8 protein-coding genes and 1 rRNA gene are annotated in these 14,438 nt (G+C 57.2%); 8 read left to right on the top strand and 1 reads right to left on the bottom strand.

Features of this window, described 5'->3' with window-relative positions:
• The 5 genes from rrf to aceK all read left to right on the top strand — a co-directional run.
• Positions 1 to 82 (top strand): 5S ribosomal RNA (rrf, locus tag MFP24_RS24355); the annotation flags it as partial.
• 226 nt (positions 83 to 308) lie between these two features.
• Positions 309 to 1,238 carry a homoserine O-acetyltransferase MetA gene (metA, locus tag MFP24_RS01100; protein WP_249228736.1) on the top strand — a complete coding sequence of 310 codons (930 nt, stop codon included), beginning with the start codon at positions 309 to 311 and terminating at the stop codon, positions 1,236 to 1,238.
• Positions 1,239 to 1,504: 266 nt separating this feature from the next.
• A complete protein-coding gene (aceB, locus tag MFP24_RS01095; protein WP_249228737.1) occupies positions 1,505 to 3,103 on the top strand; it encodes a malate synthase A in 1,599 nt (532 codons plus the stop codon).
• Between the two features lie 31 nt (positions 3,104 to 3,134).
• Positions 3,135 to 4,442, top strand: a complete 1,308-nt coding sequence (aceA, locus tag MFP24_RS01090; RefSeq protein WP_249228738.1) for an isocitrate lyase — start codon at positions 3,135 to 3,137, stop codon at positions 4,440 to 4,442.
• 30 nt (positions 4,443 to 4,472) lie between these two features.
• A complete protein-coding gene (gene aceK, locus MFP24_RS01085; protein ID WP_249228739.1) occupies positions 4,473 to 6,236 on the top strand; it encodes a bifunctional isocitrate dehydrogenase kinase/phosphatase in 1,764 nt (587 codons plus the stop codon).
• Here aceK and iclR read toward each other — a convergent pair.
• Positions 6,233 to 7,066, bottom strand: a complete 834-nt coding sequence (gene iclR, locus MFP24_RS01080; protein WP_249228740.1) for a glyoxylate bypass operon transcriptional repressor IclR — start codon at positions 7,064 to 7,066, stop codon at positions 6,233 to 6,235. The two genes, aceK and iclR, sit on opposite strands and share 4 nt — an antisense overlap.
• Positions 7,067 to 7,236: 170 nt before the next feature.
• Here iclR and metH point away from each other — a divergent pair, with 170 nt between their 5' ends.
• The 3 genes from metH to foxA all read left to right on the top strand — a co-directional run bounded on the left by metH (position 7,237) and on the right by foxA (position 14,377).
• Positions 7,237 to 10,932, top strand: coding sequence for a methionine synthase (metH, locus tag MFP24_RS01075; protein ID WP_263458371.1), 3,696 nt, complete (start codon positions 7,237 to 7,239; stop codon positions 10,930 to 10,932).
• 163 nt (positions 10,933 to 11,095) lie between these two features.
• Positions 11,096 to 12,076 carry a helix-turn-helix transcriptional regulator gene (locus tag MFP24_RS01070; RefSeq protein ID WP_249228742.1) on the top strand — a complete coding sequence of 327 codons (981 nt, stop codon included), beginning with the start codon at positions 11,096 to 11,098 and terminating at the stop codon, positions 12,074 to 12,076.
• Between the two features lie 192 nt (positions 12,077 to 12,268).
• A complete protein-coding gene (gene foxA / locus MFP24_RS01065; protein ID WP_249228743.1) occupies positions 12,269 to 14,377 on the top strand; it encodes a ferrioxamine B receptor FoxA in 2,109 nt (702 codons plus the stop codon).
• Positions 14,378 to 14,438: the final 61 nt, after the last annotated feature.

The following is a 14,438-nucleotide window of genomic DNA, read 5'->3' as shown; positions in this document are numbered from 1 at the left end:
CCATGCCGAACTCAGCAGTGAAACGCCGTAGCGCCGATGGTAGTGTGGGGTCTCCCCATGTGAGAGTAGGGAACTGCCAGGCATCAAACAAGTAGAAAGCCTCATGCGAAAGCATGGGGCTTTTTGCGTTGTGGTATTTATTTCTCATCTCCCCCCTTTATTTATGCGAAAAACAGATAAGCATATCCCCATAGTGATGAAACATTTTCACCTTAGTCAGTGTCTGCTCGACATTAAGTGCAAAAGTCGCTATCTTCGGGCATCTAGAAGTCTAAACGTATAAACGTATGCTGTGAGGATATAAGGTTATGCCAATCCGGGTTCCTGATGAGTTACCAGCCGTAAGTTTCCTGCGTAATGAGAACGTTTTTGTAATGACGTCCTCGCGCGCAAAGACGCAGGAAATTCGTCCTTTGAAAGTGCTGGTACTGAACCTGATGCCGAAGAAGATCGAAACTGAAAACCAGTTTCTGAGACTGTTGTCGAACTCGCCGTTACAGATTGATATTCAATTGCTGCGTATCGATAGCCGTGAGTCGAAGAACACCCCTGCCGAGCATCTGAATAATTTTTACTGTCACTTTGACGATATCCAGGACGAGAACTTTGATGGATTGATCGTTACCGGGGCGCCGCTGGGGCTGGTTGATTTTTGTGACGTGGCCTATTGGCCGCAGATCGCCAGAGTGATTGATTGGGCAAAAGGACACGTCACCTCCACGCTGTTTGTGTGTTGGGCGGTACAGGCGGCGTTAAATATCCTGTACGGTATTCCGAAAATGACCCGTACGGATAAGTTATCAGGCGTCTATTCGCATCATACGCTGCAACCGCATGCTTTATTGACGCGAGGCTTTGATGAAACCTTTTTGGCGCCTCATTCGCGCTATGCCGATTTCCCCTCTGATGTTATTCGCAGACAGACCGACCTGGAGATTCTGGCTGAATCCGAGGAGACCGGCGCGTACCTGTTTGCCAGTCGGGATAAGCGGCTGGCTTTTGTTACCGGCCACCCCGAATACGATGCCTTGACGCTGGCGAGCGAATACTTTCGCGATCGCGATGCCGGGCTCGATCCGACGATCCCGGTGAACTATTTTCCTGGTAACGACCCGCAGGTTGTGCCCAAAGCAACCTGGCGCAGCCATGGGTATCTACTGTTTGTTAACTGGCTTAACTATTACGTTTACCAGATCACGCCTTATGATCTGAGCCGTATGAATCCAACGCTGGACTAAACCGTTCTTTTCCCTGCCTCAGGCGCCTTCCAGGCGCCTTTTTTACATCCATACTTTATTGTTTGAAATCTATTTCCCATAAATATATTTTTTAAATTTATTATTTATCAGTTCATTATGTGTAATTAAAAATAAAAATGGAAATAGTTTTTGATTTTTATTTTTAATGAATTACGCTTAAAACTGTCGGTTAATAAATGTTCATATCTTTGACCTCAGCTGACTGGGCTGCTGGTGAAAGAGAATCTGGAGAAGGAAGCAACGAAATGGCGCAACAGACGATAAGCAGAGACCTGGCCTTCAGCCAACGCTTCGGCGATAAGGAACGGGAGATCCTTAATGACGAGGCGATTGGATTTTTAACCGAGTTGGTCGAGCGCTTTACCGCGCGGCGAAATCGGCTGCTGGCCGATCGCCAGGCGCAGCAGGAGAAAATCGATAATGGGCTATTGCCGGATTTCCTGGCGGAAACCGCTTCCATTAGAGAAAGCGAGTGGAAAATCCGCGCTATTCCCGACGACCTCAGCGATCGCCGCGTTGAAATCACCGGGCCCGTTGAGCGCAAGATGGTGATCAATGCCCTGAACGCCAACGTAAAGGTCTTTATGGCGGATTTTGAAGATTCGCTCTCTCCCGGCTGGGACAAAGTGATTGATGGTCAGATGAATCTGCGGGATGCGGTAACAGGAACGATTTCCTACACCAGCGAGGCGGGGAAAATTTATCAGCTGAAACCCGATCCCGCCGTGCTGATCTGCCGGGTGCGTGGTTTGCATTTGCCTGAAAAACATGTGACCTGGCAGAGAGAAGGCATTCCCGCCAGCCTGTTCGATTTCGCACTCTACTTTTTCCATAACCATCAGGCCCTGCTGGCGAAAGGCAGCGGGCCGTATTTCTATTTGCCCAAAATGCAGTCGTGGCAGGAGGCGGCGTGGTGGAGTGAGGTATTTTGCCACACCGAAGATCGCTTCGATCTGCCGCGCGGCACCATCAAGGCCACGGTGCTGATTGAAACCTTGCCCGCCGTCTTCCAGATGGACGAGATCCTTTATGCGCTGCGCGATCATATTGTCGGTCTGAACTGTGGCCGATGGGACTATATTTTCAGCTATATCAAGACGTTGAAAAACCATCCCGACCGCGTTTTGCCGGACAGGCAGTCGGTGACGATGGATAAACCTTTCCTTGGCGCCTATTCGCGCCTGCTGATCAAAACCTGCCACCGGCGCGGCGCGTTTGCCATGGGGGGCATGGCCGCTTTTATTCCCAGTAAGGATCCGCAACGCAATGACTGGGTGCTGGATAAGGTGCGCAAGGATAAAGAGCTGGAGGCCGGGAACGGTCATGACGGCACCTGGATCGCGCATCCCGGTTTGGCGGACGCGGTGATGGAGATTTTTGATCGGGCTTTGCAGGCGGGCAAAAATCAGCTTGAGGTTACGCGCGAAGAGGATGCGCCCGTCACCGCCGCGCAGCTGCTGGAGCCCTGTCCCGGCGAGCGGACGGAGGCGGGAATGCGCGCCAATATCCGCGTGGCGGTGCAGTACATCGAAGCCTGGATTTCCGGCAACGGCTGTGTGCCGATTTACGGACTGATGGAGGATGCGGCGACGGCTGAAATTTCCCGTACTTCAATCTGGCAATGGATCCGCCACGGTAAAACCCTGAGCGACGGTCGTCCCGTCACTAAGGCGCTATTTCGCCAGATGCTGGCGGAGGAAATGCTGGTTATTCAGGACGAGTTGGGTGAGGCGGACTTCAGCGGCGGACGCTTTGATGAAGCGGCCCGCCTGATGGAGAAAATCACCACCCAGGATGAACTGATCGACTTCCTGACTTTGCCCGGCTATGCCCTGCTTGATTAACCCTGACCGCCAACCATAAGGAATCTCAGCGATGACCCTCTCTCGTACCCAACAGATCCAACAAATTGAACAACAATGGAAAACGGCCCGCTGGGAGGGCATTACCCGCCCTTACCGCGCCGAAGACGTGATTAATCTGCGCGGTTCGGTCAACCCGGCGTGTACCTTGGCGCAGCTGGGCGCCGTTAAATTATGGAACCTGCTGCATGGCGACGCGCGCAAGGGTTACGTCAACTGTCTGGGGGCATTAACCGGCGGCCAGGCGTTACAGCAGGCCAAAGCCGGCATTGAGGCGATTTATCTTTCCGGCTGGCAGGTGGCGGCGGATGCGAATCTGGCGGCCAGCATGTATCCCGACCAGTCGTTGTATCCGGCGAATTCGGTGCCCGCCGTTGTCGAGCGGATTAATAACACCTTCCGGCGCGCCGATCAGATCCAGTGGGCCAATCGAATCGAAGCGGGCGATAAAGGCTATACCGACTATTTTCTGCCGATTGTCGCTGATGCGGAGGCGGGGTTCGGCGGGGTGCTGAACGCTTTTGAACTGATGAAATCGATGATTGAAGCCGGGGCGGCGGCGGTGCATTTCGAAGACCAACTGGCCTCGGTGAAAAAGTGCGGCCATATGGGAGGAAAAGTCCTGGTGCCGACGCAGGAAGCGATTCACAAACTGGTCGCCGCGCGTCTGGCTGCGGACGTGCTGGGCGTGCCGACGTTATTGGTGGCCCGTACCGATGCGGACGCCGCGGATTTACTGACGTCGGACTGCGATAGTTACGATCGGCCCTTCGTGACCGGCGAGCGCACGGTGGAAGGGTTTTACCGCACCCGCGCCGGGATAGAGCAGGCCATCAGCCGCGGACTGGCTTACGCGCCTTACGCCGACCTGGTATGGTGTGAAACCTCCACGCCGGATCTGGCCGCGGCGCGTCGTTTTGCCGAGGCGATACATGAAAAATATCCCGGTAAATTATTGGCCTATAACTGTTCCCCCTCCTTTAACTGGAAAAAGAATCTGGACGACGGCGCCATCGCGCGTTTCCAGGACGAACTGTCCGCCATGGGCTATAAATATCAGTTTATTACCCTGGCCGGCATCCACAGCATGTGGTTCAACATGTTCGACCTGGCCCATGCGTACGCGCGCGGCGAGGGCATGAAGCATTACGTCGAGAAAGTGCAGCAGCCGGAATTCGACGCCATTAGCGAGGGCTACACCTTCTCGTCGCATCAGCAGGAGGTCGGCACCGGCTACTTTGATAAGGTGACGAATATCATTCAGGGCGGAGCGTCTTCGGTGACGGCGCTGACCGGCTCCACGGAAGAGCAGCAATTCTGAGCCCGGCCGCTTTTCCGGTGGAGAACCATGATGGCGCGCGACCTTGAACAGCTGACGGCACAGACCATTCTGCAGGGCTTTGACGCCCAATACGGACGCTTTCTGGAAGTGACCGCCGGCGCGCAGCAACGCTTTGAACAGGCGGACTGGTCGGCGGTGCAGCAGGCGATGAAACAGCGCATTCATCTGTATGATCATCATGTCGGGCTGGTGGTGGAGCAGCTACGCTGTATCACCGGCGCGCGCTGCGACGATGCGGATTTTCTGGCGCGGGTAAAACGGATTTATACCGCGCTGCTGCCCGATTACCCGCGCTTTGAGATCGCCGAAAGCTTTTTCAACTCGGTCTATTGCCGCTTGTTTCATCACCGGGAGCTTACGCCTGAAAAGCTGTTTATTTTCAGCTCCCAGCCCGAGACGCGTTTTCGTGAAATTCCGCGTCCCATCGCCCGCACGTTTGTCCCGTCCGGCGGCTGGCGGATGATGCTGGAAAAAGTGCTGGGAGATGTGCCGCTGCGTTTGCCGTGGGAAAATTTGCCGCGGGATATCTCATATATCCTGACCTATGTGCAGCAGGCATTCTCGTCTGAGCAACTTTCCCAGGCAACGCTGCAGGTGGCTAACGAACTGTTCTACCGCAATAAGGCCGCCTGGCTGGTGGGAAAACTGTCCCTGCCGCAGGGCGTTTTTCCTTTTCTGTTGCCGATTCACCATAACGAGCGGGGGGCGGTGTTTATCGATACCTGCCTGACCGGTAAAGCGGAAGCCAGCATCGTATTTGGTTTTGCCCGATCCTACTTTATGGTTTACTCCCCGCAGCCCTCCGCGCTGGTGGCCTGGCTGCGCGATATTCTGCCGGGGAAAACCACCGCCGAGCTGTATCTGGCGATAGGCTGCCAGAAGCACAGCAAAACGGAATATTACCGCGAGTATCTGCATTTTATCGCCGCATCCCGGGAGCAATTTATTAGCGCGCCGGGCGTGAAGGGAATGGTGATGCTGGTGTTCACGCTGCCCTCCTTCGACCGGGTGTTTAAGGTGATTAAAGATCGCTTCGCGCCGCCGAAAGAGGTCGATGCCGAGCGGGTGAAGGCGTGCTATCGGCTGGTGAAAGATCACGATCGCGTGGGAAGGATGGCCGATACCCAGGAGTATGAAAACTTCGTGATCGATAAACGGCGCATCAGCCCTGAATTAATGGCGGAACTGCGGCGGGAAGTGCCGGAAAAACTGCAGGATGCCGGCGAGCAGCTGGTGATCCGCCATCTGTATATGGAACGGCGGATGACGCCGCTGAATCTTTATCTTGAACAGGCCGGCGGGCAGCAACTGCACGATGTTATTGAAGAGTATGGCAATGCCATCAAACAGCTGGCCGCCGCCAATATTTTCCCCGGCGATATGCTGTTTAAAAACTTCGGCGTGACCCGCCACGGCCGGGTGGTGTTCTATGATTACGATGAAATTTGCTATATGACGGAGGTGAATTTCCGCGATATTCCGCCGCCGCGCTACCCGGAGGACGAGTTGGCGGCGGAGCCCTGGTACAGCGTGGCCGACAACGATGTTTTTCCCGAGGAGTTCCGGCATTTTCTGTGCAGCGACAGAAAAGTACAGGCGCTGCTGGAGGAGATGCACGGCGAATTGTTCCGGGCCGACTATTGGCGGGCGTTGCAGCGGCGCATTCGCGACGGCCATATTGAAGACGTTTACGCCTATCGGCGCAGAAAACGCTTTAGCCAGCGGGCGGCGGCCGATAAGGGGAGGGAAGCGCTGCCCTTATCCGCGAGCTAGTCTATGCCGCTGTATTCGCGGGTAACCTCTTTTGCCGCTTTGATGACCAGGGCGCCCAGTTCGGTGATGCGATCGTCGGTAATGCGCGATACCGGTCCGGAAATGGAGATGGCGGCAAAGGCTTCATGGTGCTCGTCGAGAATGCTGGCCGCCACGCAGCGCAGCCCCAGCGCGTGTTCTTCGTCGTCGAAGGCGTAGCCCTGCTTGCGGATGACGGACAGGTTTTCCTTGAGGTTTTGCGGCGAGTTGAGGGTATGCGGGGTATAGGCGTGCAGTCCCTTTTTATGCAGCAGGCGGATCACCTGTTCGTCCGGCAGACCGGCCAGAAAGGCTTTTCCCGCCCCGGAGGCGTGTATCGGCAGCTTGCCGCCGATGGGCGCGGACATGCGCATCAGCGCGGTACACTGCACCTGATCGACGATAACCGCCTCAAAATCGCTATGGTCCAACACGGCCAAATTCACCGTCTCGCCGGAGGTTTCCATCAATTTGCGTAAAATCGGGTGCACGAGCGTCAGCAGATTACGGCTGCGCAGGAAGCTGCTGCCGACGATAAAGGCGTGGGAGGCGATGGTCCATAAGCCGAGATCGCCCACCTGACGGACAAACCCCTGCTGCTGCATGGTGGTCAGCAAGCGGTGCGTGGTGGAGTTGGGCAACCCCGCCTGCTGCGCCAGATCGGTCAGCGCCACGCTGCCGTTGGCCCTGGCGATATATTCCAGCAACGTCAGACCGCGGGTCAGCGATTGCACCTGTCCGGCCGGCTGAACGGGCGCGGCGGCGCTGGCTCTGGGTTTCTTCCCTCTTTTGGCTGGTTCTGCTGGCGACATGGTTTGGGTTCCTTTTTCAGATAATGGAATTGATTTTCGTTTTTCTGTCAAAGAATGCAACTCTTCTTTATCCGCGGCCAGCCTGAAAAAGTATCATGCGAGGCCGCGCCAGCGGATTGGCAACTTATGCTAGGATAAGCGTTTGCATTGGTGAGATATTCATCGCTGGAATGGGGTTTTTTGTGATTAATCGGCTAGACGAATTGCGCCGTCAGTTAGCGCAACGGATTATGGTGTTGGATGGTGGCATGGGAACCATGATCCAAAGTTATCGTTTGCAGGAAGAAGATTATCGCGGCGAGCGCTTTGCGGACTGGCCGAGCGACGTAAAAGGCAATAACGATCTTCTGGCGCTGACCCGGCCTCAGGTGATTAGCGCCATCCACGACGCCTATCTGGAAGCCGGCGCGGATATCCTCGAAACCAATACCTTCAACTCCACCACCATCGCCATGGCCGATTATGGGATGGAGTCGCTCTCCGCCGAAATTAATACCGCCGCGGCGCGGCTGGCCCGCGCCTGCGCCGACAGGTGGACGGCGCTGACGCCGGATAAACCGCGCTTCGTCGCGGGAGTGCTCGGCCCGACCAACCGCACCGCCTCTATCTCGCCCGACGTTAACGATCCGGCATTCCGTAATATCAGTTTTGATCAACTGGTCGCGGCTTACCGTGAATCCACGCGCGCATTGATCGAGGGTGGTGTCGATCTAATCATGATCGAAACCATCTTTGACACCCTGAATGCCAAAGCCGCGGTCTTTGCGGTGGAAACCGAGTTTGAGGCGCTGAGGGTGGAGCTGCCGGTGATGATCTCCGGCACCATCACCGATGCCTCCGGGCGTACGCTGTCGGGGCAGACCACCGAAGCCTTCTATAACGCACTGCGTCACGCCCGGCCGCTGTCGTTCGGCCTGAACTGCGCGCTGGGGCCGGATGAGCTGCGTCAGTATGTGGCTGAACTTTCCCGCATCGCCGAGTGTTACGTGTCGGCGCACCCGAACGCCGGGCTGCCGAACGCTTTCGGCGAGTACGATCTGGATGCGGCGGACATGGCGCGGCATATCGGCGAATGGGCGCGCTCCGGCTTTCTGAATATCGTCGGCGGTTGCTGTGGTTCGACGCCGGCGCATATCGCCGCGGTCGCCAAGGTGGTCGACGGCGTGGCGCCGCGCAAGCTGCCGCAGATCCCGGTGGCCTGCCGTCTGGCAGGGCTGGAGCCGCTGAATATCGACGCCGATACGCTGTTTGTCAACGTCGGCGAACGCACCAACGTAACCGGCTCCGCGCGCTTCAAGCGGCTGATTAAAGAAGAGAAATATAATGAAGCGCTGGATGTGGCCCGCCAGCAGGTAGAGAGCGGCGCGCAGATTATCGATATCAATATGGATGAGGGCATGCTGGATGCGCAAGCGGCGATGACCCGTTTCCTGAGTCTGATTGCCGGCGAGCCCGATATCGCCCGCGTTCCCATCATGATCGACTCCTCGAAATGGGAGGTGATTGAGCAAGGGCTGAAATGCATTCAGGGCAAAGGCATAGTGAACTCGATTTCCATGAAGGAAGGGGTCGAGGCCTTTGTGCATCACGCCAGGCTGGTGCGCCGCTACGGCGCGGCGGTGGTGGTGATGGCGTTTGACGAGACGGGCCAGGCGGATACCCGGGCGCGTAAAATTGAAATATGCCGCCGCGCCTACCGCATTCTGACGCAAGAAGTCGGTTTTCCCGCGGAAGATATTATTTTCGACCCGAATATTTTCGCCGTCGCCACCGGCATCGAAGAGCACAACAACTACGCGGTGGATTTCATCGAAGCCTGCGCGGATATCAAGGCGCAACTGCCTCACGCGATGATCTCCGGCGGCGTCTCCAACGTGTCGTTTTCTTTCCGCGGCAATGACATGGTGCGTGAAGCGATCCACGCCGTCTTTCTTTATCACGCCATCCGCAACGGTATGGATATGGGGATCGTCAACGCCGGTCAGTTGGCGATCTATGACGATCTTCCCGCGGAGCTGCGCGATGCGGTGGAGGATGTGATCCTCAACCGCCGCGACGACGCCACCGAACGTCTGCTGGATCTGGCGGAAAAATACCGCGGCAGCAAGTCGGATGACGAGAGCACCAAGCCGCAGGCGGAATGGCGCGGCTGGCCGGTGAATAAGCGGCTGGAATATTCGCTGGTTAAAGGCATTACCGAATTTATCGAACCGGATACCGAGGAAGCGCGCCGGCAGGCGCAGCGGCCTATCGAAGTGATCGAAGGGCCGCTGATGGACGGTATGAACGTGGTCGGCGACCTGTTCGGCGCCGGGAAAATGTTTTTGCCGCAGGTGGTGAAATCCGCCCGGGTGATGAAGCAGGCGGTGGCCTATCTCGAGCCCTATATCGAGGCCAGCAAGGCCAAAGGCTCCACCGCCGGCAAGATCCTGCTGGCGACGGTGAAAGGGGACGTGCATGATATCGGCAAGAACATCGTCGGCGTGGTATTGCAGTGCAACAACTATGAAATTATCGATCTGGGCGTGATGGTGCCTACCGATAAAATCCTCAAGACCGCGCGCGAAGAGAAGGTGGATATCGTCGGCCTGTCCGGTCTGATCACCCCCTCGCTGGATGAGATGGTCAACGTGGCGAAGGAGATGGAGCGCCAGGGCTTTACCCTGCCGCTGATGATCGGCGGCGCGACGACGTCGAAAGCCCATACCGCGGTGAAAATCGAGCAGAACTACAGCGGCCCGACGGTCTATGTGCAGAACGCTTCCCGCACGGTGGGGGTGGTCTCCGCGCTGCTCTCCCCAACCCAGTACGCTGACTTTGTGGCGCGCACTCGCAAAGAGTATGAAACGGTGCGCATTCAGCACGGCCGCAAAAGGCCAAGAACGCCTCCCGTTACGCTGGAGGCCGCCCGCAACAACGCCTACGAGCCGGACTGGGAAAACTATACGCCGCCGGTCGCGCACCGCCTGGGCGTGCAGGAAGTGCGGGCCGGTATCGATACGCTGCGTCATTATATCGACTGGACGCCATTCTTTATGACCTGGTCGCTGGCCGGCAAATATCCGCGCATTCTGGAGGATGAAACGGTGGGCGAGGAGGCGCAGCGGCTGTTCGCCGACGCCAACGCCATGCTGGACGAGCTGTCGGCGAGCGGTTCGCTTAATCCCCGCGGCGTGGTGGGATTATTCCCCGCCAACCGGGTGGGGGACGACGTGGAGGTTTATAGCGACGAGCGGCGCGACAAGGTTCTGCTGGTCAGCCATCACCTGCGTCAGCAAACGGAAAAAACGGATTTCCCCAACTACTGTCTGGCCGATTTTGTCGCCCCCAAATCCAGCGGCAAGCCCGACTATCTGGGCGCTTTCGCCGTCACCGGCGGGCTGGAGGAGGATACGCTGGCCGAACGCTGGGACGCGAAGCATGACGATTACAATAAAATCATGGTCAAAGCGCTGTCGGACCGGTTGGCGGAGGCTTTCGCCGAGTATCTGCATGAGCGGGTGCGCAAAGTGTATTGGGGCTATGCGGCCAATGAAAACCTCAGCAATGACGAACTGATTCGGGAAAACTACCAGGGCATTCGTCCGGCGCCGGGCTATCCGGCCTGTCCCGATCACACCGAAAAAGCGGAAATCTGGCAGCTGCTGGAGGTGGAAAAGCACGCGGGGATGAAGCTCACCGACTCTTACGCCATGTGGCCGGGGGCGTCGGTATCCGGTTGGTACTTCAGCCATCCGGAGAGCAAATATTTCGCCGTGGCGCAGATTCAGCGCGATCAGGTGGAGGATTACGCCAAACGTAAAGGCATCAGCGTCAGCGAAATTGAGCGCTGGCTGGCGCCGAATCTGGGGTACGACGCGGACTAACTCCGCGCCTGACGGATGCCGGTGATGTTGCGAAAAACAACCCGATGAGAATAGTTATCAATATTATTGATGCGTGCCGACGCCGATGATATGGTGAGCCTGATAATAATTGCTCTGGCATTTTTCTCCCCAGCGATGGCTGGCCTGATCCCGGGTTCAAAGCATGGTCAACTCCGTCTCTTCCGCGATAGTAAAACGCCGCTTCTCGATAGAGGATTTTTTTGATTTTGGCGAGCGCTATGGGATTCGCTACCACTTTCCCACGCTGGCGGGGAGCGGCGCTGGTGATAAAGAAAAGCGCATCGTCGTCCAGGGAAATGTTGAAGAGCTGGTGCTGTCGTCCGGCATTTGCCTGACGAACTCCGACGTACGGGTTTTGCAGCCCTATGAGTCGACCTCGCTGCAATGTTCCCCCATGTATACGCTGGTGGTGCTGGAAGGCTGCGTGGCGATCCGGCTGAGCGGCCGGGAATACGTCGTGCGTTCGGGGATGGCGCTCAGCACCCGGCTGGGCGAGCAGATGGTGATGAACGCCAGCCACCCGGCCGATCGCCATCTCAAGACCCTGACGCTGGGTATTGATCCCGCCAGTTTCCAGCCGCAGCCGATGATGGCCTCGCTGCTGCATGAATGGACGCATTCCCCAACCGCCGCTTTTATATGGCAGGTGCCCGGTTATTTGCTGTCCGGCCTGCAACAGGCGCTGGAAAGCAGCGTGGCCGGATTGCCGCGCCAGCTGATGCTGGAAGGGATCATGCTGCAACTGCTGGGCTATGGCCTGTCGGCCGAACCGCGGGGGCGGGAAAAAGGCTATCTGTCCGCGCCGGGCGAGCGCTGCCGTCTGGAGAACGTACGCCAACTGCTGCAACGGCAGCCGGAAAACGCCTATACCTTGCATGAGCTGGCGCAAGCGGCCGCCATGAGTCCCAGCAGCCTGAGAAGCAAATTCCGTCAAACCTACGGGCACTCGGTATTCGATTACCTGCGTGATTGTCGGTTGGAACTGGCGCGCCGCTATCTTGAACAGGGATATAGCGTCCAGCAGGCCGCCTGGATGTCCGGCTATCAACACGCCACCAACTTCGCCACCGCCTTCAGGCGGCGCTACGGTATCGCGCCGAGCGCGGTGCGCGCCATTCCCTGAGCGGCTTGCCTATGGCGTTACGTCCGATCCGCATCCGCCATACGGCAGGTCGTTACTCCACGATTTTTCAATAGTTCCCGCCGCCGCGCGCTTTTGTCATTGCGCATACGCAAGTTGTCGTTGCGCATAGCTACTGCGCGGCTAAAAACGGTAATAATTCTTATTTACAAAAAAGATCGGGCGGAGATTGTCATGTTGAGAAAAACGCGGCTGGCGCTGGTGATTGGGTGCATCACGGGCGGCTTTAGTGTATCGGCGCTGGCGGAGGAAGAGACGGCGGCGCCGTCTGGCGCCGGCAAGGATACGATAGTGGTTACCACGCAAACGCAAAGCGGCGCCACCAAGCTGGCGACGGCGGATATTGAAACGCCGCAGGCGGTTTCCATCGTCACGCGCGAGCAGATTCAGCAGCAGGGAGCGATCAACGTACGTCAGGCCGTCAGCTATACGCCGGGCGTATTCAGCGACCAGATCGGCGCTTCCAACCGTTTCGACTATATGGTGCTGCGCGGTTTTTCCGACGGCAGTCTGGATAATGTCTATCTGGACGGTCTGAAAATGATGGGGGATACCAACTCCCACAGTTCTCTGGTGGTCGATCCCTGGTTTCTGGAGAGTATCGAAGTGGTAAGAGGCCCGGCGTCGGTGCTGTATGGCCGCGCCTCTCCGGGCGGGATTGTGGCGTTGAATTCCCGCCAGCCGTCGTTTGAGCGCAGCGGGCAGATCAAACTGTTTGCCGGGAATAATGCCCAGCGCGGCGCGGCGTTTGACGTCACCGGGCCGCTGGATGACGACGAGCGTTTCGCTTTCCGCCTTGGCGGCATAGTGCGTAAAGCGGATACCCAGTTCGGGCCGCTGAAAGAGGAGCGCTATGCCATCGCTCCCAGCCTGACGTGGCGTATTTCCGATAAAACCCGGCTGGAGCTGATGGCTTATCTGCATCGCGATCCGGAAGGCGGCAGCCACTCGGGTTTACCCTATGAGGGCACCGTGGTGGCGCACAACGGCCGTAAAATCTCGAATAACTTCTATGAAGGGGAAGAGAATTACGAGAAGTACGACCGTAAGCAGAATATGGTGGGATACAACTTCGAACAGGGTTTTGATAACGGCTGGGCGGTACGCCAGAAACTGCGCTATCTGAAGAGCAAGGTCAGGTTGGATCAGGTGTATGCCTATGGCTGGAGCGGCGACGACTCGCTGTATCGCTACTATTCCGGCTCGCGGGAAGCGCTTTCGGCGCTGACGTTGGATAACCAGCTCGACGGCAGCTTTGATACCGGCGCGGTGAACCACCGCCTGCTGGTGGGGATTGACTACCAGCAGCGCCATAATGACGTGGACTGGCCTTCAGGCGCCTTCCCGGATATTGATGCTTTCAACCCGGTTTATGGCGCGTTGCCGACGGCCATGTATCCGTCAACGATTGAGAAGCATAAGCTGCAACAAACGGGGATCTACGTTCAGGATCAGATGAGCTGGGAGCGCTGGCGTTTCACGCTGGGCGGGCGCCACGATCGGGTGAAAGTGACCAATATCGATAAGAGCACGGGCAACCGCAGCGAACTGGATAAGGACAATTTTAGCTCCCGTGCGGCGTTGCTCTATTTGTTTGACTCCGGCTTTGCCCCTTACGTCAGCTATTCCACCGCGTTTACCCCCACCAGTTTTGTCGGCGAGGACGGCAACGTGCTGGAGCCGATGAAAGGTCGGCAGTGGGAAGCCGGGCTAAAATATCAGCCGGAAGGTTCGCAAAACCAGTACAGCATGTCGCTATTCCGCATTAATCAGAAGAATGTCGCCACCAAAGTGCAGCCGACCGACCCCTACCGCTCGGTGGGGGAAATCGAATCGGAGGGCGTGGAGCTGGAAGCCGTCAGCCATATTACCGACAATCTGCGCCTGCAGGCCGCCTACACGTATACGGATATTCGCTATAAGAAGAGCAGTCCGGAAGAGCAGGGGAAACGCGCCGTTTACGCGCCGCGTAATCAGGCCAGCGCCTGGGCCAGCTACGATGTGAATAACGGTCCGCTGGACGGTCTGACGCTGGGGGCCGGGGTGCGCTACGTGAACGGCGTGACCAGCGATCGCGCCAATACGCATACGCTGCCTTCCTACACGCTGGTGGATATGGCGGTCGGGTACGATCTGTCGAAGGTCGGATTGAAAGGTCTGAGCGCGCAGCTGAACGTGAATAACCTGACCGATAAACGTTACGTGGCGGCCTGTAACTCGCTGGAGTTCTGCTACTTCGGCGCCGAGCGCAGTATCGTCGGCAGTCTGTCCTACTCTTTCTAATCCATGCTTTTGCCGCGATAAAATGAAACGGGCCGGATAACTCCGGCCTTTTCTCAGTACA

It is taken from the genome of Brenneria tiliae (assembly GCF_023347575.1).
GTDB classification, from domain to species: Bacteria; Pseudomonadota; Gammaproteobacteria; order Enterobacterales; family Enterobacteriaceae; genus Brenneria; species Brenneria corticis.
Note: the sequence above shows the minus strand (reverse complement) of the source record. Positions and strands in the feature narration are given on the sequence as shown.